The sequence below is a fragment of the Streptomyces sp. KL109B genome (assembly GCF_030766935.1).
Classification (GTDB): domain Bacteria; phylum Actinomycetota; class Actinomycetes; order Streptomycetales; family Streptomycetaceae; genus Streptomyces.
In genome coordinates, this window is sequence record NZ_JASERL010000018.1 from 228,320 (window position 1) to 246,066 (window position 17,747).

The 17,747-nt window shown below is 72.6% G+C and carries 15 protein-coding genes and 1 pseudogene; 12 read left to right on the plus strand and 4 right to left on the minus strand.

Going from position 1 to position 17,747, the window contains the following annotated elements; translation table 11 throughout:
• Window positions 1-15: 15 nt before the first annotated feature.
• Both RBJ65_RS40760 and RBJ65_RS40765 read right to left on the minus strand, forming a co-directional pair.
• Window positions 16-1,245, minus strand: coding sequence for a CdaR family transcriptional regulator (locus RBJ65_RS40760; RefSeq protein WP_306320754.1), 1,230 nt, complete (start codon window positions 1,243-1,245; stop codon window positions 16-18).
• A 3-nt stretch (window positions 1,246-1,248) separates the two neighbouring features.
• Window positions 1,249-1,401: a hypothetical protein gene (locus RBJ65_RS40765; protein WP_306320753.1), complete on the minus strand. Its 153-nt coding sequence runs from the start codon at window positions 1,399-1,401 to the stop codon at window positions 1,249-1,251.
• A 222-nt stretch (window positions 1,402-1,623) separates the two neighbouring features.
• Here RBJ65_RS40765 and RBJ65_RS40770 point away from each other — a divergent pair, with 222 nt between their 5' ends.
• From RBJ65_RS40770 to RBJ65_RS40820, 11 genes are all read left to right on the plus strand, one after another.
• Window positions 1,624-2,646 carry a DUF3068 domain-containing protein gene (locus tag RBJ65_RS40770; protein WP_306320752.1) on the plus strand — a complete coding sequence of 341 codons (1,023 nt, stop codon included), beginning with the start codon at window positions 1,624-1,626 and terminating at the stop codon, window positions 2,644-2,646.
• Window positions 2,647-2,827: 181 nt separating this feature from the next.
• The gene (locus RBJ65_RS40775) at window positions 2,828-3,994 is read left to right on the plus strand and encodes a glycosyltransferase family 4 protein (protein ID WP_306320751.1); all 1,167 of its coding nucleotides are present in this window, start codon (window positions 2,828-2,830) and stop codon (window positions 3,992-3,994) included.
• Complete coding sequence (locus tag RBJ65_RS40780) at window positions 3,991-4,767, plus strand: class I SAM-dependent methyltransferase (protein WP_306320750.1); 777 nt, start codon at window positions 3,991-3,993, stop codon at window positions 4,765-4,767. The genes RBJ65_RS40775 and RBJ65_RS40780 overlap by 4 nt, the downstream gene beginning before the upstream one ends.
• Window positions 4,764-9,140, plus strand: a complete 4,377-nt coding sequence (locus tag RBJ65_RS40785; RefSeq protein WP_306320749.1) for an alpha-(1->3)-arabinofuranosyltransferase family protein — start codon at window positions 4,764-4,766, stop codon at window positions 9,138-9,140. The genes RBJ65_RS40780 and RBJ65_RS40785 overlap by 4 nt, the downstream gene beginning before the upstream one ends.
• Window positions 9,137-10,432 (plus strand): condensation protein, encoded by a 1,296-nt coding sequence (locus RBJ65_RS40790; RefSeq protein ID WP_306320748.1) that lies wholly within the window; start codon window positions 9,137-9,139, stop codon window positions 10,430-10,432. Before RBJ65_RS40785 ends, RBJ65_RS40790 begins: the two co-directional genes overlap by 4 nt.
• Window positions 10,429-11,154 carry a class I SAM-dependent methyltransferase gene (locus RBJ65_RS40795; protein WP_306320747.1) on the plus strand — a complete coding sequence of 242 codons (726 nt, stop codon included), beginning with the start codon at window positions 10,429-10,431 and terminating at the stop codon, window positions 11,152-11,154. The genes RBJ65_RS40790 and RBJ65_RS40795 overlap by 4 nt, the downstream gene beginning before the upstream one ends.
• A 6-nt stretch (window positions 11,155-11,160) precedes the next feature.
• The gene (locus RBJ65_RS40800) at window positions 11,161-12,081 is read left to right on the plus strand and encodes a hypothetical protein (RefSeq protein ID WP_306320746.1); all 921 of its coding nucleotides are present in this window, start codon (window positions 11,161-11,163) and stop codon (window positions 12,079-12,081) included.
• A complete protein-coding gene (locus tag RBJ65_RS40805) occupies window positions 12,071-12,319 on the plus strand; it encodes a Trm112 family protein (protein WP_306320745.1) in 249 nt (82 codons plus the stop codon). The genes RBJ65_RS40800 and RBJ65_RS40805 overlap by 11 nt, the downstream gene beginning before the upstream one ends.
• Window positions 12,316-13,149, plus strand: coding sequence for an FkbM family methyltransferase (locus RBJ65_RS40810; RefSeq protein ID WP_306320744.1), 834 nt, complete (start codon window positions 12,316-12,318; stop codon window positions 13,147-13,149). Before RBJ65_RS40805 ends, RBJ65_RS40810 begins: the two co-directional genes overlap by 4 nt.
• On the plus strand, window positions 13,121-13,714 hold the full coding sequence (locus RBJ65_RS40815) for a hypothetical protein (RefSeq protein WP_306320743.1): 594 nt from the start codon (window positions 13,121-13,123) through the stop codon (window positions 13,712-13,714). Before RBJ65_RS40810 ends, RBJ65_RS40815 begins: the two co-directional genes overlap by 29 nt.
• Window positions 13,715-14,201: 487 nt before the next feature.
• Window positions 14,202-15,239 carry a rod shape-determining protein gene (locus RBJ65_RS40820; protein ID WP_306320742.1) on the plus strand — a complete coding sequence of 346 codons (1,038 nt, stop codon included), beginning with the start codon at window positions 14,202-14,204 and terminating at the stop codon, window positions 15,237-15,239.
• A 26-nt stretch (window positions 15,240-15,265) separates the two neighbouring features.
• On the opposite strand, the gene RBJ65_RS40825 is transcribed toward RBJ65_RS40820, so the two are convergent.
• Together RBJ65_RS40825 and RBJ65_RS42225 are read right to left on the minus strand one after the other, a co-directional pair.
• Entirely contained in the window at window positions 15,266-15,403 is a 138-nt protein-coding gene (locus RBJ65_RS40825) for a hypothetical protein (RefSeq protein WP_306320741.1), read from the minus strand.
• A gap of 266 nt (window positions 15,404-15,669) precedes the next feature.
• Window positions 15,670-16,050 (minus strand): annotated as a pseudogene (locus RBJ65_RS42225) (endonuclease/exonuclease/phosphatase family protein); the annotation flags it as partial.
• 505 nt (window positions 16,051-16,555) lie between these two features.
• Here RBJ65_RS42225 and RBJ65_RS40835 point away from each other — a divergent pair.
• On the plus strand, window positions 16,556-17,747 hold a 1,192-nt coding region (locus tag RBJ65_RS40835; RefSeq protein ID WP_306332206.1), incomplete at its 3' end, for a S1 family peptidase.

Sequence of the window (17,747 nt, forward strand, 5' to 3'; positions counted from 1 at the left end):
CGCCCGCCACAGCGTCTACACAGGCCCGAGCTGTCCCCTCAGGCGCCTGGCCCGCAGCACCAGTTCCAGCTCGAAGCGGCGGTCCGGGTCGTCGACCTCGTCGCCCCACAGCTCGCGGATCTGGCGCAGCCGGTAGCGGACGGTCTGCGGGTGGACGCCGAGCCGGGCCGCGACCTCGGGGGCGCCGCCGCGGGTCTCCAGCCAGGCGAGCAGGGTCTCGGCGAGGCGGCGGGCGTGGGCGGGGCCGCAGTGGGTGAGGGGTTCGAGGGCGCGCCGCGCGAGGTCGTCGACGAGCTCCTCGGGCTGCAGCAGGACGAGGGCCTGGGTGTGCTGGGTGCAGTGCACCACTTCGGCGTCGGGGAGCAGCCCGCGCTCCATCAGGGTCACCGCGGCCTCCGCCCAGCGCAGCGACTTCGCCGCGTCGGAGGGTTCGACGGGCGGCCCGATCGCCCCGGTCCAGCCGGACAGGGCGCGGCGCAGCAGATCGGTGCGGCCCGCGGCGTCGGGCTCGGGGACGACGAGGCGGGGCCGCTCGGGCTCCATGTCGAGGAGGACGTCGGGCCCGACGGCGGGCGCGACGGCGTCCCGGGCCGGGCGGCGCAGCACGCCGACGGCGACGTGCGCGGGCACCGGCCAGCCGATGCGCGCCGCGCGTTCGGTGAGCGCCTGCACGGGGTCGCGGGGCGCGGCCGACCGGCCCTCAAGCAGCAGGTTCAGCAACTTCCGCTGCTGGCGCAGGCGTTCACCGGCCTGCCGGGCCGCGGCCTCCGCGTAGCCGCGGACCGACTGGTCGACGAGGCCGTCGAGGTACTCGTAGCCGGCCTCCGCGAGTTCGTACATCGCAGGGGGCGGGATGCGCAGCCGCTGGCCGATGTCGGCGAGGCGGCGCCAGGCCATCTTCACGCCGAGCCGGTACATCGCCTGGAGCGAGTCGAGGCTGCGGCCGTGCAGGGACTGGCCGCGCCCGAACTCCTGGAAGACGGCGGGGGCCTGGCCCTCGGGCCCGCCGTCCACGGAGCCGTCGGCGAAGTCGCGCACGAAGTCCTCGACGGCGCGGCGGATGCCGGCGAGGGCTACGGCCTCGCCCGACTCGTCGAGCACGAAGGGGAGTTGGGGGAATTCGCGCTGGATCTCGTCGAGGATGTCCAGGGCGAGCCGTGGCGCCTCGTCGAGGGCGAGCGCCACGAACTGTTTGACCTGGAGCCGCGGCACGTCGCACCACGCGGAGCGGGCGGTGGCCGGCACGGCTCAGCGCCCTTGGCCGGGCGTCTCGTAGGTCACCAGAGGCGTGTTGGGCTGGTCCGGCGTCGCGTTGATCAGGGCGAGCACGCCGAAGGCGGCCGCGAGGGCGAGCGCGGCTCCCGTGGCCGCGGACAGCGCGGCGGCGAACAGTCGGTTCATCGCAGGGTCAGCCTCTCGTCGGTGTTCCCGAGCCGGTGTTCCCGAGGTCGTTCCCCACCCGTGCGATTTCGGCGTACGGCAGGCCTCATAAGCCCGCCGTTCGTCTCAAGTAGCCAGTCTCCGCAGCACATTGACACCTCGTCAAGACTCCGTCTACGTTCCCGCCCCATAACCGGCCGACCGCGTATCCGCACGCGGTGCCCTTACTCCCAGGAGTGCCGGATGCGCCGTACAGCCTCGCACCTTTCCCACGTGGTCCCACTGGTAGCAACAGGTCTCGGCACCTTCCTGCTCGTCCTGGCGGGGCTGCTCGCCTGGTACGTGGAGCCGCGCGCCGAGCGCACCAGCATCGACGTCGACGTGACGACCGTGTTCACCGGAACCGGCAGCTACTTCGACACCGAGAAGATCAAGACCGTGCGCGACCGCAAGATCACCATCACCCGGCAGGCCCGCGGCGACGTCGCCGCGAGCGAGCGCAGCGGCAACGCGGTGTGGGACGTGGCGACCTCCGTCGACACCGCGAAGTCGCTGCCGGCGGCCGACCCGCACGACGCGCTGCAGTGGACCCTTGAGCGCTGGGTCGTCGACCGGAGGACCAACGCGCCCCAGCACTGCTGCGGCGAGCAGCCCGCCTTCAGCGGCGAGGCCTACCTGAAGTTCCCCTTCAACCTGGAGAAGCGCACATACACCTGGTGGGACAACACGCTGGGCGACACGGTCCCGCTCCGCTTCAGCGGCGTCACCAAGGTCCAGGGCTACGAGGGCTACCGGTTCACCGGCACCGTCCCCGCCACCAGGACCGGCTCCCGGCTCGTGCCGGGCCGGATCGTGGGCCTGCCGAACAGGAGCCAGGTCCTGGCCGAGGAGTGGTACGCCAACCACGGCATCGACCTCGTCGCCGACCAGCACACGGGCCGGGTGATCTACGCCGCGATCGGCCCCCGCAAGACGCTGCGCGCGCCCGGTTCCGACAAGGACGCGACGGTGCTCCTGGACAGCCGGAGGATCGCGTTCACCCCGGACTCGCAGCGCGGACAGGTGGCGCTCGCGCGGGACGACAACGACCGCCTGACGCTGCTCGGCACGACGCTGCCGATCGTGGCGGGTGGGCTCGGTGTGCTGCTCGTGGCGGCCGGTCTGGTGCTCGTCGTACGGGGCAGGGGTGGCAGGCCGGAGCCCGAAGGGGTGGAGCGGCCGGATCCCGATACGTCCCCGACGACCCTGGAAACATCCACGATGTGACGGTACGTCAGTCGAATACGGGCACAAACTTGTCACGCGGGTGAGTAGCCGCATCGGACAGCGCGGCGAAAACTGTCCCTCCCCACCCCGTGCACAGGCCCCGCACAGCCTGGGCACCGTACCTTCCAGTACGCCCCGGTACGCCTGAACTCCCGCGTACACCCGACGAGTTGGAGCAACGATGCCCCAGCACGTACCCCTGTCGCTGCGCGCCGCTCCGCCACCCGGCGGGCGGCAGCCGCGGCACGACCCCCCACACCCGCGCCGCATCGTCTTCCTCGCCCACCGCGACCTCGGCAACCCGGCGGCCGGCGGCTCCGAGCTGCTTGTCGACCGGCTCGCCGACGGGCTGACCCGCCGGGGCCACCAGGTGACGCTGCTGTGCGGCGGCCCCGCGGCCTTCCGCGACTACCGCGTCGTCTCGGCCGGCGGGCAGCACGCCCACTATCTGCGGGCCCGCTCGGCCTTCGCCCGCCAGGTCGGCGACTGCGATCTGCTCGTCGAGGTCTGCAACGGCATGCCGTACCTCGCCCCGCTCTGGCACCGCGGCCCCACGCTCTGCCTGGTCAACCACGTGCACACGGACCTGTGGCGGATGCGGCTTCGCGGACCGCTCGCGCCCGCCGCCCTCCTCGGCCGAAGACTCGAACACTGGGCGCTCGCCGGGGGCCGGCGCCACAATCTGCTCGTGGCCGTCTCGCCGTCGACGGCCCACGCGCTGCACGCCATCGGCGTGGACCCCGGCCGCATCCGCCTCGTCCCGAACGGCGTCGAGGAGCCGGGCCCGTGCCCGGACCGCTCCCCGGACCCGCTGTTCCTGGCGATGGGCCGGCTCGTCGAGTACAAGCGGATCGACCTGCTGCTGCGCCTGTGGGAACGGGTGCGTCCGGTGACGGGCGGCCGTCTCGTGATCGTCGGCGACGGCCCCGAGGCCGGGCGCCTGCGCCAACTCGCGGGCCGCGACGTCGAGTTCACGGGTCACGTCAGCGAGTCCGAGAAGCACCGCCTGCTGTGCGAGTCCTGGCTGCTGCTGCACCCCTCGGCCGTCGAGGGCTGGGGCCTGGTCATCACCGAGGCGGCGGCGCGCGGCACCCCCGCGGTCGGCTTCGACGTGCCCGGCGTACGGGACTCCATCGAGGACGGCGCCACCGGACTGCTCGCGCACGGCGAGTCGGCGTTCGCCGCGGCCTGGTGCACGCTCGCCCTGTCCGGGCACCGCCGCGAGCTGATGGGCAAGGCGGCCCAGGAGCGGGCGGCGGGCTACCGATGGGCGCACACCGTGCGGCAGTTCGGCGCGGTGGCGGCGGAGGCGGTCGCTTCGGGGGCGGTGCGGGGCACGGGGCCATGACGGCGACAACGGGGGTCGACGGGGGCAGCGGGGCCAGGGGGCGGGCCGGATTCCGGGACCCGTCACCGGCCCGCTCGCTCGCGCTCTTCCGGGCGTTCCTGCGCGAGCAGCGCGATCCCGAGACGTGCTACGCGCTGCTCGCGCGGGACGCCGCCGACCAGGTCGAGGCGTACGGGAAGGTGGCGGGGAAGGTCGTCGTGGACGTCGGCGGCGGCAGCGGCCACTTCACGCGCGAGTTCCGTGCGCGCGGCGCGCGGGCCCTCCTCCTGGAGCCGGACACCGCCGAGCTGGGCCCCGACCCGCCGCCCACCACGGTCCTCGCGGACGGCTATCTGCTGCCGCTGCCCGACGCGTCGGTGGACGTCGCGTTCTCCTCGAACGTCCTGGAGCACGTCGCCGACCGCGACACGTTCCTCAGCGAGCTGGTCCGGGTCACCCGGCCCGGCGGCCTGATCTACGTCGCGTTCACCAACTGGCTGTCCCCGTGGGGCGGTCACGAGTGGGCGCCCTGGCACTATCTGGGCGCCGACCGCGCGCGGGCCCACTATCTGCGGCGCACCGGCAGGGCGCCCAAGCACACCCTCGGCGAGAACCTCTTCGCCCACCACATCGGCCCCACCCTGCGTCATGTGCGCGCCCGCGAGGACGTCACGGTCCTCGCGGCGCGCTCCCGCTACTGGCCGTTCCTCGCACAGGCGGTCACGCGGGTCCCCGGCGTGCGCGAGTTCGCCACCTGGAACCTCCTCCTCATCCTCAGGCGGTGTCCCCCATGACGACCATGGTCCAGGCCCCTCCCGCCGCGCCCGCGCACCCGGAACCCGAGCCGGGCCCGCGCTCGCGCCGCTGGCTGCTGTCGTTCTGGGCCGTGCTGTTCGTCCTGTTCTGCGCGGTGCATCCGGGGCGCGCGACGTTCGAGACGAAGCTCGGTGTGGCGCAGGACCCGTGGAAGTTCCTCGGCGACCTCGGGGAGCTGTGGCACGACAGAGCCGGCTTCGGCGGCATCTCCGACCAGTACATCGGCTACGCCTTCCCGATGCTGCCGTACTACGGCCTGACCGACCTCCTCCAACTCCCGGTGTGGCTGGCCGAACGCCTGTGGATGTCGATCGTCGTGACCATCGCCTTCTGGGGCGCGCTGCGGCTCGCCGAACGCCTCGGCGCCGGCACCGATGGCAGCAGGCTGCTCGGCGCGGTGGCGTACGCGCTGTGGCCGACGTTCACGATCGTCGTCGGCTCGACGTCGGCGGCGGCGCTGCCGGGCGCGTTCCTGCCGTGGGTGCTGCTGCCCCTCACCAACCCCCGTACGAGCGCCCGCATTTCGGCGGTCAGGTCGGCGCTGCTGATCCCGTTCATGGGCGGCGTCAACGCGGCATCGACGCTGGCGTCGCTCCTCCCGGTGGGCCTGTACCTGCTCTCCCGCCCACCGTCGCCGCGCATGCGCCGCCAGCTCGCGTGGTGGCTGCCTTCGGTGGTCCTGGCGACGGCCTGGTGGACGGTCCCGCTGGTCCTGCTCGGCATCCACGGCGAGAACTTCCTTCCGTACGTGGAGAGTTCACAGACGACGACCGAGACGATGTCGGCGACGGAGACCCTGCGCGGCTCCGGCAACTGGGTCGCGTATCTGCACCTCGGCGAGGCCTGGCTGCCCGCAGGCTGGTCGGTGGCGACCTCGGTGGTCGTGATCGTCTGCTCGGCGCTCGCCGCCGCGCTCGGCCTCGCGGGCCTGGCGCGCCGCGACATCCCGGAGCGCCGCTGGCTGGTCCTCACCGTCATGGCGGCGGCCCTCATCACCCTTGCCGGGTACGGGGGTTCGCTCGGTGCGCCCTTCCACGACACGGTGCGTTCGTGGCTGGACGGCGGACTGGCCCCCTTCCGCAACATCTACAAGTTCCAGACGGGTCTTGCGCTCGCCCTCGTCCTCGGCATCGCCCACCTCGTGGGGGTCGCCGCCGACCCCCGCGGCGCCCGCCCGCTGCGCGTCCGCCGCTACGTGCCGCTGATCGCGACGATCCTCGTCCTCCCCGGCCTCGCCTGGCCGTACCTCAACGGCTCGATCCTGCAACCGGGTTCGTTCCAGAAGCTCCCCACGTACTGGGACGCGACGGCGGACTGGCTGAAGAAGTTCTCGCCCGACTCCCGCGCCCTCGTCGTCCCCGCGACCGCCCACGGCATCTACACCTGGGGCTCCCCCATCGACCAGCCCCTCGACGTCCTCGCCGACTCCCGGTGGGCGCAGCGCGACTTCGTCCCGTTCGGCACGCCCGGCAACCGCCGCGCCATGGACGCCGTCGAGCAGGCCCTGATGAGCGGCGTCCAAGTCCCGGGCCTCCAGGACTACTTGAGCCGCTCCGGCCTGCACTACGTCGTCGTACGGGGCGATCTCGACCCCGACCAGTTCGGCTACGTCCCCTCCGCCACGGTCAAGCGCACCCTGACGGAGTCCGGCTACCACCGGGTGACCGGCTTCGGCCCGCAGACCACGGGCGGCCGCATCGCGGAGAAGACGCCCATCCAGGTCGAGGGCCTGTACCCGCGCAGCCGCGCCGTCGAGATCTACGCACCTCCCACCGACGCCCACCGCCCCGGCCAGGCGGGCCTGCTCCCGGTCGGCAACACGACCCAGGTCAGCGGCGGCCCCGAGGCCCTCCTCCGCCTGTCGTCCGACCCCACCTTCCTGAACCGCCCCGCCGTCCTGACCGGCGACAACCACCCGGGCATCGGCAACCCGGCGCTGCGCGTGGCCGCCGACGGACTGCGCCGCGCCGACACCCGTTTCGGCCTGCTGAACACCAACACCTCGTACCCGTACACGCCGAAGGAGCGCAACGCCCCGAACGCCTCCGATAACCCGGGCGAGCAGCCGAAGCAGATCCTCCCGTCCAAGGGCGCGGCCCACCAGACGACGGCGGACATCCAGGGCGCCCGCTCCGTGACGGCCTCCTCCACCGGCAACTGGCTGCTGCACCTCCCCCAGTTCGACCCGGTGAACGCCTTCGACGACAACCCGGACACGGCGTGGGCGGAGGGCTCGGCCGACTCGGCGAAGGGCGAATGGATCCGCATCGACTTCACGCGCCCGACCCGGATCCCCGCCACGATCCGCATGACGCCACTCCCCGAGGACAACGTACGAGCGGCCCCGACCCGCGTACGCGTGGAAACGGACAAGGGCTCAGCCACCTCCCCCATCCAACCCACGAACCACCGCCAACAGATCAAATCCCCACCCGGCACGGCCAATTGGCTGCGCGTGACGATCCTCGACACCCAGCGCGCCCGCCCCGGCCTCACCGGCGCCGGTTTCAGCTCGATCGACATCCCGGGCGTGCGGGTGACCCGCGCCCTGAAGCTCCCCACCGACTCCGACCAGGCGGAGCAGTTCTCCTTCCACCGCCCCGCGGGCGACGGCTCCCTCACCCTCACGGACACCGAGACGAGCCTGAACCGGGTCTTCACGACGACCGGCGAATCGACGTACACCTTCAAGGCGACGGCATCCGCCCTCCCGAGCCCGGCCCTGGACACCCTCCTCTACGAGGTGGCCCCCGACCAACGCCGCAAGATCACCGCCACAGCGGACTCCACGGCGGCGCTCGGCCTCAACACCACGCCCCGCAACCTCACCGACGGCGATCTGACGACCGCCTGGATCGCGGGCGACGACCCCACGATCCACCTGCGCTGGCCGGACAAACAACCGGTGTCCACCCTCGTCCTGCCCGCCGCCGGGGGCCTCTCGACCCGCCCCGAAAAGGTCGAGATCTCCAGCTCCGACGGGGCGGCGGTGGCCGGCGTGGACGAGAACGGAGTGGCCCGCTTCGACCCCATCACCACGGACCGCCTGGACATCACGGTCACGAAGACGGCCCCCCTGAAGCTCCACAACCCGGTCGCCGACGAGGACCTGCAACTCCCCCTCGGCCTGACCGAGGCCTACATCCCGACCCTCGACGCCTACCGCGTCAAACAACCCACCGCGGCCCGCACCTTCAAACTCCCCTGCGGCAAGGGCCCTTCGGTCGTCATCGACGGCACCCGCCACCGCACGTCGGCCTCCGGCACCCTGCGCGCCCTGACGGAACGCCGCCCGATCACGGTGAAGCTCTGCGGCTCCAGTGCCACCCTCGCCCTCCCCGCGGGCCCCCACACCCTCCGCACCTCCCCCGACGGCCCCCTCACCCTCACCGACATCACCCTCACGAACACCACGGCGACCACCGAGGCGCCACCCACCCCCCGCGAACTCACCGTCCACGACTGGCTCGGCGACCGCCGCGAGGTCCAGGTCGACGCGGGCGAGGCCACGTACCTGACCATGTACGAGAACGCCAACGACGGCTGGGAGGCCACCCTCGACGGCAAGAAGCTGACCTCCCTGCGCCTGGACGGCTGGCAACAGGCGTGGCTGATCCCCGGCGGCTCCAGCGGCACGGTCAAACTCTCCTACGCCCCGGCCCGCACCTACGAAACCGCCCTCTTCGCCTCCGGCGCGGCCCTCCTCCTCCTGATCGCCCTGTCCCTGTGGCGCCGCCACGACACGGACGAGCCCACCCCCGACCCCCCGGCTCCCGGCTGGCTCCTCGGCACGGTGGCCCTCACGGCCGTGGGGGTTGTGATCGCCGGCCCCTGGGCCGCCCTGGTCCCGGCCCTCGCCCTCCTCGCCTGGAAACGCCACGCCCTGCTGGTCCCGATCGCGTTCACAGCGATGGCAGCGGCAGGCGTGATCGCCTCAACGGCCGCAGGCGAACCCGTCCGGGAGGGCGCGGGCGCCTACAGCACGGCGTCCCAACTCCTCGCCTTGATCGCCCTGTTCGCAGCCCTGGTGACGATCCCCCAAGCCCCTCCGGCGCTTGAGGAGCGGGGCCCGGGGCAGCGCCCCGAGTCCGCAACCCCATCACCCGAGCCACGACCATTTGAAGCCCCTACGGCACCCGAGAGCGAGACCCGGCCATTTGAAGCCCCTCCGGCGCTTGAGGAGCGGGGCCCGGGGCAGCGCCCCGAGTCCGCAACCCCATCACCCCCGACACCCGCCAACGAGCCCCACCCACATCAAGCCCCGCCGGCGATTGAGGCGCGGGGCCCGGGGCAGAGCCCCGCAACCGCAACCCCGCCACCCGACCCCCCGTCAGGGAGGCGCACCCCATGACCACCCTCGACCACCCCACCCGCTCCCCCCGCGGCAAGCGAATCCCCTTTCCCACCGTCGACGAAATCTCCCGCCACTGCCTCCAGGACCGCGAACCCGAAACCGTCCACATCGAAATCCACCTCACCGCCACCCTCGACCCCACCCGCCTCACCCACGCCTTCACCACCGCCCTCCACCACCACCCCCGCATCCTCATGCGCGAGGCCCCCCACCACTGGTACAGCCCCCGCTACGAATGGGAACTGACCTCCGCCCCCGACACCCCACCCGTCTCCTTCCCCGCCCGCACCCCGGACGCCCTCCGCGAGGCCCGCACCCGCTCCCTCACCGACGCCCCACCCCTCACCACCTCCCCGCCCATCCGCCTCGAAGCGGTCGAGGACCCCCGCACCCGCACCACCGTCCTCTTCGCCACGATCAACCACACCGCCCTCGACGGCCCGGCGTGCCTGCGCGTCATCGCCACCGCGGCGGAGCTCTACGGAGGCCGCGACAACTCCCCACCCCCCACCGCACCGCAACCACCCCCCGCCCCACGCCCCCCACAGGACCCGCCCTCCCCCTGGTCCCGCCCGGCCCGCGTCTCCCGCGGCACCCCGGACCCGCGCCCCGGCAACGGCCTCCTGGTCACCGAGCTGCCGGTCCCGCACCGCCCGAAGGGCGCCCCGTACACGGTCAACGACCAGCTGATGGTGGCCACGGCCCGCACCATCGCCGACTGGAACGAGGAGCACGGGGCCCACCACACCCACCGCCCCCTGCGCCTCACGATGCCGGTCGACGACCGCCCCCGCGACGCCACGATGCCCATCGGCAACGGCACCCGCCTCGTAGAACTCGCGTACACCCCACAGGAGTTGCGCACCCCCACCCCCACCCTCCTCCGCCTCACCGCCACCCGCACCGCCGCCCTCAAGTCCAAGCCCCGCCCCCAACTCGGCCACTGCGCCGCCCTGTTGACGAGCCCGTACGCTCCGGTCGCCTGGCGCGCCGCCGCCACCCGGGCGCTGCGCACGGCGGCGGCCCCGTGGACGTCGACGACGCTGCTCAGCAACATCGGCCGCATCCCGTACGCCCTGGACTTCGGCGACGGCGGCCGCGCCCACGCCGTCTGGTTCTCCGCCCCGGCCCGCACGCCGCGCGGCCTCACGTTCACGACGGCGTCCACGGCGGGCCGGCTGCACCTGGCCCTGCGCTGGTCGCGCACCCTGCTCGGCCCCGGCGACGGGGCCCACCTGCGCGACCTGTTCGAGCAACACCTCCACGCGACACAGGAGGAGGCACCATGACGACGACCACGCCCCAGGAACTCCGTGACCTCTACGAGAACCCGGCCACTCCCGTCGCATCGGGCACCCCCCGCACCCTCCGCCAGACCCACCTCCTCGCCACCGCGCTCAAGGACACCCGGACGGCCACCGTCCTCGACATCGGCTGCGGGGACGGCACGGCCGCCGCCACCACGGCCCGCCACCTCCCCGGCCGGCACCGCCTCATCGGCCTCGACTGGTCCCAGGACGCCCTGCGCCGCGCGTCCCACCGCGTCCCGCACGTCGTACGCGGCGAACTCACCGGCCACGGGCTGCCGTTCGCGACCGCGTCCGCCGACGCCGTCCTCCTGTCCGAGGTGATCGAGCACCTCGTCGACCCCGACGCCGCGCTCGACGAGATCCGCCGCGTCCTGCGCCCCGGCGGCCACCTCATGCTCTCCACGCCGAACCTGGCCGCCTGGTACAACCGGGCGCTGCTCCTCGTCGGCGTACAGCCCGTCTTCTCCGAGGTCAGCCTGCGTGCCATTCACGGCAGGCCCGGCACGGAGGTCGTCGGCCACCTCCGCCTCTACACGCCGCGCGCGCTACGGGAGTTCGTGGCAGCCTCCGGCTTCGATGTCGTACGCCTCTCGGGCGCCCCCTTCCACGGAGTGCCACGCCCGCTGCGCCCGCTCGACAGACTGGCCTGCGCCGCCCCCTCCCTCGCCTCGATCCTTCTCCTGCACGCGCGAAGGACGTGACCGGCGATGCCCGCCGTGGTGTGGGGAGTCGGCGCGGCACTGCTCGCCAACACGCTGTACAGCGTCGGCTTCGTCCTGGAGAAGCGGGCCCTGACCCGGCTGCCCGAGGTGAGCGTGCGCCGCCCCGCCCACCTGCTGCGCCAGGTCGTGACGAGCCCCCTGTGGCTCGCCGGATCCATCGCCCTCGCCTCCGGCTTCGGTGCCCAACTCGCCGTCTACCGAACGCTTCCCATCGCCGCCGCCCAGGGCATCTTCGTCTCCGGACTCGTTCTCCTGCTGCTCCTGTCGGCCCGCCTCCTCGGCGAACGCACTTCCAGCCGCGAGCGGTACGCCATCGCCGCGATCCTGGCGGCGCTCCTGATGGTGGTGCTGTCACTCCGTGAGGATGCGGACTCGGTGGGGCGCGACTCCCCCGCGGCCCTCATCCTCACGGTGTGCGTACCGTCGCTGCTCGCGGGCCTGTACCTGTACGCGGCCGCGGAACGCCGCGCCCGGCACCGCCACCGGCAGCCGACCACGGGCGTCGAGTACGGGGTCGCGGTGGGCCTGCTCTACGGGGTCAGCTCGCTCGCCATCAAGGGCGTTTCGGGCGTACTCCCGGACATCCCGGCCCTGTTCAGGTCCCCGTACCCGTATCTGCTGCTGTGCACGGGCGCCTTCGGTCTCGTCATGTCGCAGGCGGCCCTGCAACGCTGCCGCGCCTCCCTGATCGTGCCGGTGTGCACGACGGTGACCTGCCTGTTCACGGCGGTCCTCGGCACGCTCGCGTTCGGCGAGTCGCTCCCCCACGAGCCACTGCGCCTGGCGCTGCGCGTCGCGGGCACGGCCCTCGCGGTCGCGGTCCTGCTCCTGATGCCGAAGCACGACACTCCACCACCCCCACAACCAGCCCAAGAACCAAGGGAGTTACTCCCCCATGAACCCTGACGACCCGCTCCTGGAGATCCTCGCCTGCCCCCTGGACAAGGGCCCCCTGCTGCACCTCCCGGCCCCGGAGGGCGACGGCGGCGTGGGCGGCTGCCTCTACAACCCGCGCCTGCACCGCCGCTACCCGATCGTCGACGGCATCCCGCAGCTCCTGCCCGCCTCCGGTGAACAGGTCCCGGACGCCGAGCACGAACAGCTCCTGCAACGCGCCGAGCGGGCGAAACGGGCGCTGCCATGACGACCCTCGCCGCCCGCCTCGCCCCCTGCCTGCCCGCCCGGCTGACCGCCGCGACGGCCCGCGCCCTCTACCCGCGCTTCGAGCCCGAGCTGACCCGCCTCGCCGACATGCTCCCGGCGGCCGGCGCCTGCGGCACGGCCGTGGACGTCGGCGGCTGGTACGGCCCGTGGACCCACCGCCTCGCGGCCCGCGCCCACCGTGTCATCACCCTCGAACCGGTGCCGCACCTGGCCCGCGTCCTCGCCGCGTCCGCCCCCGCGAACGTCGAGGTCGTCCGGGCGGCGGCCAGCGACCGCCCCGGCACGGCGCCCCTGTGGCAGCCCCCGCACGACGAGCGCGGCGAGCGCGGTGTGTCCTCCCTCGTCCGCCGCGACGGCCTGCACGCCACCACCGGCCGCACGGTCCCCTGCGTCACACTCGACGAACTCGCCCTCCACGACGTCGACTTCATCAAAATCGACGTAGACGGCGCCGAACTCCACGTACTGCGCGGCGCCCGCACCCTCCTCACCCGCGACCGCCCCGCCCTCTTCATCGAACTGGAAACCCGCATCCAGCCGATCCCCCCGGTCGTCGCCCACCTCCGCTCCCGGGGCTACGAGGGCTGGGTCCTCCCGGACACCGACACCGCCTGGCTGCCGCTGCCCGCCTACGACCTGGCGGCCCATCAGCACACCACCTCCCACCTCGCCTCCCAGGGCCTGCTCCGCCGCGCCCTCACCCCGGCCGGACGCCGCCCGCGCTATGTGAACTCGGTGCTGTTCCTGCCGGACGGGCGCGCCCCCGGCGACGTACGCCACCATGGAGCGCATGCCCGCACGCCCCGCTGACCGCCCCTTCACCCCGCTCGACTTCCAGCTGGTGCTGCTGCGCCGGATGGCCGACCACAACCCGGAGTTGGTGGAGACCGCCCGCGCCGACCTCGGCGTCTCCATCGCCGAGATGCGCGAGGCCAACCGCCGCTGGCAGGCGAAACTCCACTCCCGCCACCCGCGGGCCGCGGCCTCCCGCTACCGCTCGGTCCTCGGCACCCCGGAACAGACCCTCACCCGCAAGGTGGGCGACCTGGAGTGCGAGGCGCTGCTGTGGCCGCTGCCGCTCTGGCCCGACCTGCGCTTCGAGGTGCTGCTCGCCCCGACGGGCGGCGTCTGGAACGAGTGGCTGATCCGCACCCCCGGCACCCCGGGCCCCACCCTCCGCACGGTCGCCGACCTCACCCCCTGGTCCTGCACGGTCGACGAGGCCGCCCGCGCCTTCGCCCCGGCCCGCCCCCTCGAAGGCTCGGCCCCCACCCGCTGGGGCCTGGCCTTCCGCGCCCCGGACGAGTCGGGGACCCCACGGGACGTACGAGCGGAATTCACCTGGGGCCTGCTCCAACGCTGGTACGAGGCGTAGCCACCGTCGTCGAATCCCGAACACCGAAAACGAACAGGGGCGCAGTTGTTCCCTTGAACAGGTGGTCGTAGCCGCAGAGTTTGCGTGGGGCGCCCGCGACCAACGATGCTTACGGTGCGCAAGCGACGGGCTGCAGACCGTAGCGAACGCATCGCGATGCACCACCGGGACGAAAGTCCCAAGTCCCAAGTCCCACACGCACGTTGCACGACCAAGCACCGTGCGTCATCGCTAGGAGAACGCGACACATGAACGTCATCACCGACATCCTCGCCGGCCTCGCCAACCTCGTCGGCTGGCTGGTGTAACACCGTCGGAATCCGACGCGGCGCCGCCTCCCCCGTCCCACGGGAGGCGGCGCCTTCGCATGTCGGATGAACCCGCCCGGCCTACTCCAACGAGCGCACCTCCGCGCGCGACCGCAGGATGCCAAAAGGGTCGCCGCCCGGCGCCCCCACCACGGTCCGCGCTCTCGGGAGGATCTGCCATGACCGCCAGTCTGGAGCAGTTGCGCCGCTGCCACTTCGCCGTCGACCTGGGTGCCGCGCGCACCCGCGTGTACGTGAAGGGGGCGGGTCTCGTCGTCGACGAGCCGAGCGCGGCGGCGGTCAACACCCGTACCGGCGCGCTCATCGCGGTCGGCGACTTCGCCGAGAAGATGACGGGCCGCACCCCCGGCTACATCCGCGTCGTCCGCCCCGTCTCCGGCGGCACGGTCGTCGACATCGAGATGGCCCAGCGGATGCTGCGCCACCTGCTCGGCGACAAGCTCCGCCGCACCCTGCGCCGCAAGCCCCGGCTCCGCGCGGCCGCCGCCATCCCGCACGACGCGGACCCGCTGGCCCAGCGCGCCGCCGTCGAAACCCTCATCGGCCTCGGCGCCCGCCGCGTGGAACTCGTCGACACGCTCATCGCGGCGGCCGTCGGCTGCGGCCTCCCGGTGGAACAGCCCGAGGCCACGATGATCATCGTCTGCGGCGCGGCCACCACCCAGATCGCGGTCCTCTCCCTCGGCTCCATCGTGACGGCGGCCCGCGTCCCGGTCGGCGGCGACGCCATCGACCACGCCGTCGTACAGCACCTGCGCCAGCACCACGCGCTGATGCTCCCCTCCCAGTCGGTACGCCCCTTGCAGCTCGCCCTGAGCGGCAACGGCCTCACCCCGCAGGGCCCGGAGCACACCGAGATCCACGGCCGGGACGTGGCGACGGGCCTGGCCCGCTCGGTGCACGTCGACACGGCGGCCGTGCGCAGCGCCATCCACACCCCGCTGACGGCCGTCCTCGACGGCATCGGCCGGGTGCTCCGCGACTGCCCGCCCGACCTGGTCGCCGACCTCGCCGAGCGCGGCATCATGATGGTCGGCGGCTCCGCCCTGCTCCCCGGCCTCGACCAGATGCTGCGCGACGCGACGGGCGTCCCGGTGCACATCGCGGAGCGCCCCGACGTCTGCGCGGTCCAGGGCCTCGGCGAAATGCTGGAGGGCAGGATCCAGCCCTTGGCCCTGAATCCGCTGGCCGACTGACCTGGGACGGCGACCGACGCCGGAACTCAACTGACGGACGCGATACCGGACCAACCGCCGTAGCCGGCAGTGGTGCGGTCGCCGTCCGCCAGGCCCCCCGCGCTGTCGACCTCACCCGCGTAGAACAACAGGGTCCCGGTGCCGTCGCCGGAAGTGGTCCACATGTCCGCGACGCCATTGCGATCGGCATCCGCGGCTCCGGCCGGCAGGGGGCGGCTGGTGACGTCGTAGCCGTGTCCGTAGAGCGTGCGGCCACGGATGCCCCGGTCCAGCCACGCAGCCCGATGCCGTCGTGCACGCCGGGCACGCCCCCGTCACCCGTCATGTCACCGGGCACCGGGGCGTCGCGGAGATAGGCGATTACCGGGGCGTGGTCGGAGTACCCGTTGGGCGGACTGGTCTCGTCCGTGCCGGTGTTCTGCGTGGTGTCCATGCGCGACTGGTCCACGACGCAGTTGACGAAGCGGGGGCCCCGGGCGCGCCGCGTGGTGAAGACGTGATCCAGCCGGTGCCGACTCGCGGTGGCCGAGTCGCCGCCCCAGTACTGGTAGGTGTGATCACCGTTGTCGCACCGGCCCAGGCCGTCGGCGATCGGCGCCAACGCGGCCGCTTTCTGGCTGCGGTTGAAGTCGCCGGCCAGGACGAGCCCGGAGGAGATCTCGTCCGCGAGCTCCTCCCGTATGAACTGCGCCTGCCGCAGCGCGACGTCGTCGTTTCCCGCGACGAGGTGAGTGGTGCACACCTTGTCCTGCCACCCGGCGACACGGACACACAGCAGGGGAAGCTTCCGAGGCGCCTGTGACGCGGGCATCGCCTCGATCCGCTCGGGCGCCCCATCGAGGGCCCCCTTCACCGCGATCAGCACGCCCAGGTCGCCCCCGAGCTCCTCACCCCGGCACCGGGATTCCAGATCCGACTCCCGGTCGCCGCCCGCCTCAGGGCACCTATGAGTCTCTTCACTGTCCCTCTTCGCGACCAAGTGAACGGAGGTTGTGTGCAGTAGAGCTGCGAGATCCTAACCGCACGCGCGCCTGAACCGCTCGTCCGCGCACCGCCCAAAGAATTTACCGGCTTGTGACCCAAAGGGGCACAACCATTTCATGACCCATGAAAACGCTTGCCGAGCGAGCCCCCATGCCATTACTTTGCGAAGGCTTGGCGTCCACTTGACGGTGCGTCAAGCCTTCTTTTCGTCTTTTCTTTCCCAATTGGCACGCATCGTGGGGGGTACATTCATGAGGCAGTGCGGCAAAAGCGGGCGCCCCTTAGCGTCAACATTCGTCGTGTTGGCCGCAGCGGTAGCACTGAATTCCAGCGTGCTGGTAAGCGTTTCGCAGGCAGCCACCATCCCCGCCGGGCAGGAATCCCTCGTCGAGGATTTCGCTTATCCCGACAGGGACAAACTGCTGGCGGAGAAAGGCCTGAAGCTCGTCTCGGGCGACGGGCACATCACTTTGACCGACTGCGCCACCGGCGGCAGCGAGCTGCTCCGCCTGAACAGTCGAGCCGACGGAAACGTGTGTTTCACGGTCACCGGGCCCACCGGGTATCTGGCGCTGGAAGTCGAGAAGGCCTTCCTGGCGAAATCCGACACACGTGACGACGTCATGGCGACGGTACGGACCGAGGACCCCCGGACCAACGAGAGCAAGGTCGAGGAGATCGGCCTGGAGCCCGGGATCTGGGAGCCGGTCGGAGAGGGCGTCGACCCCGAACTCACCGCCACGGTGCTCGAACTCAGTGTGGGCGAGGGCAAGCCGCCGACCTTGACGGGCGACACCGCCCGCCCCTGGCTGGGACGCGTGCTCGTCGGCAGCCCGGGGCAGCCGGACAGCAGAGGCTGTACGGCCTCTCTGGTCGACCGCTCCTGGATCGTCACCGCGGCCAACTGCTTCTCCGAATCCCCCGGCACTCCCGTGCCGACCGGCACGCCGACGCGTGAGGCGACCGTCCTCTTCGCCGGCAAGGCGCCGGTGCGGATCAACTACCTGGTACCGCGCGACGACCGGGACGTCGTGCTGGCCCGTCTGGTGGCTCCTCTCACGGACATCACCCCCGCCGTCTTCGGCGGAAAGGCGGCCGCGCAGGGAGCGGCACTGACCGCTGCCGGCTACGGCCGTACCGGCACCCGGTGGGTGCCCGACGCGCCGCACGCCGAGAGCGTGACGCAGAGCAGCACCACCGACTCGTCCCTCGCGCTGACGGGCGGCCGGATGTGCAAGGGCGACGCGGGCGGCCCCGTGCTCGACGGCAGCGGGCGCATCGTCGCCGTGCAGAGCGCATCGGACCACTCCGGATGCCTGGGCCAGACGGGCACCGGCACCAGCGGGTCCGCCGCGCGCACCGACAACATCGGCGACTGGCTGGTCCGCGGCGCCTTCGCCGGCAAGGCCCAGTTCCGTCTGGATGAGGTGGCCGGGTCGCGGCGTGTGGTGGGTGGCGAGGCTCAGGAGTTCACCGCGGCTTTGGCGGGTGGCGCGGAGTCGGGCGTGGTGGGCAAGGTCGGTT

What these genes read in the sequence shown, in the direction of transcription:
- RBJ65_RS40800 (WP_306320746.1), top strand. Translation starts at nt 11,161, where the DNA reads ATGCCCGCCGTGGTGTGGGGAGTCGGCGCGGCACTGCTCGCCAACACG.
- RBJ65_RS40820 (WP_306320742.1), top strand. Translation starts at nt 14,202, where the DNA reads ATGACCGCCAGTCTGGAGCAGTTGCGCCGCTGCCACTTCGCCGTCGAC.
- RBJ65_RS40805 (WP_306320745.1), top strand. Translation starts at nt 12,071, where the DNA reads ATGAACCCTGACGACCCGCTCCTGGAGATCCTCGCCTGCCCCCTGGAC.
- RBJ65_RS40810 (WP_306320744.1), top strand. Translation starts at nt 12,316, where the DNA reads ATGACGACCCTCGCCGCCCGCCTCGCCCCCTGCCTGCCCGCCCGGCTG.
- RBJ65_RS40765 (WP_306320753.1), bottom strand. Translation starts at nt 1,401, where the DNA reads ATGAACCGACTGTTCGCCGCCGCGCTGTCCGCGGCCACGGGAGCCGCG.
- RBJ65_RS40825 (WP_306320741.1), bottom strand. Translation starts at nt 15,403, where the DNA reads ATGTGGACCACTTCCGGCGACGGCACCGGGACCCTGTTGTTCTACGCG.
- RBJ65_RS40815 (WP_306320743.1), top strand. Translation starts at nt 13,121, where the DNA reads ATGGAGCGCATGCCCGCACGCCCCGCTGACCGCCCCTTCACCCCGCTC.
- RBJ65_RS40780 (WP_306320750.1), top strand. Translation starts at nt 3,991, where the DNA reads ATGACGGCGACAACGGGGGTCGACGGGGGCAGCGGGGCCAGGGGGCGG.
- RBJ65_RS40785 (WP_306320749.1), top strand. Translation starts at nt 4,764, where the DNA reads ATGACGACCATGGTCCAGGCCCCTCCCGCCGCGCCCGCGCACCCGGAA.
- RBJ65_RS40770 (WP_306320752.1), top strand. Translation starts at nt 1,624, where the DNA reads ATGCGCCGTACAGCCTCGCACCTTTCCCACGTGGTCCCACTGGTAGCA.
- RBJ65_RS40790 (WP_306320748.1), top strand. Translation starts at nt 9,137, where the DNA reads ATGACCACCCTCGACCACCCCACCCGCTCCCCCCGCGGCAAGCGAATC.
- RBJ65_RS40775 (WP_306320751.1), top strand. Translation starts at nt 2,828, where the DNA reads ATGCCCCAGCACGTACCCCTGTCGCTGCGCGCCGCTCCGCCACCCGGC.
- RBJ65_RS40795 (WP_306320747.1), top strand. Translation starts at nt 10,429, where the DNA reads ATGACGACGACCACGCCCCAGGAACTCCGTGACCTCTACGAGAACCCG.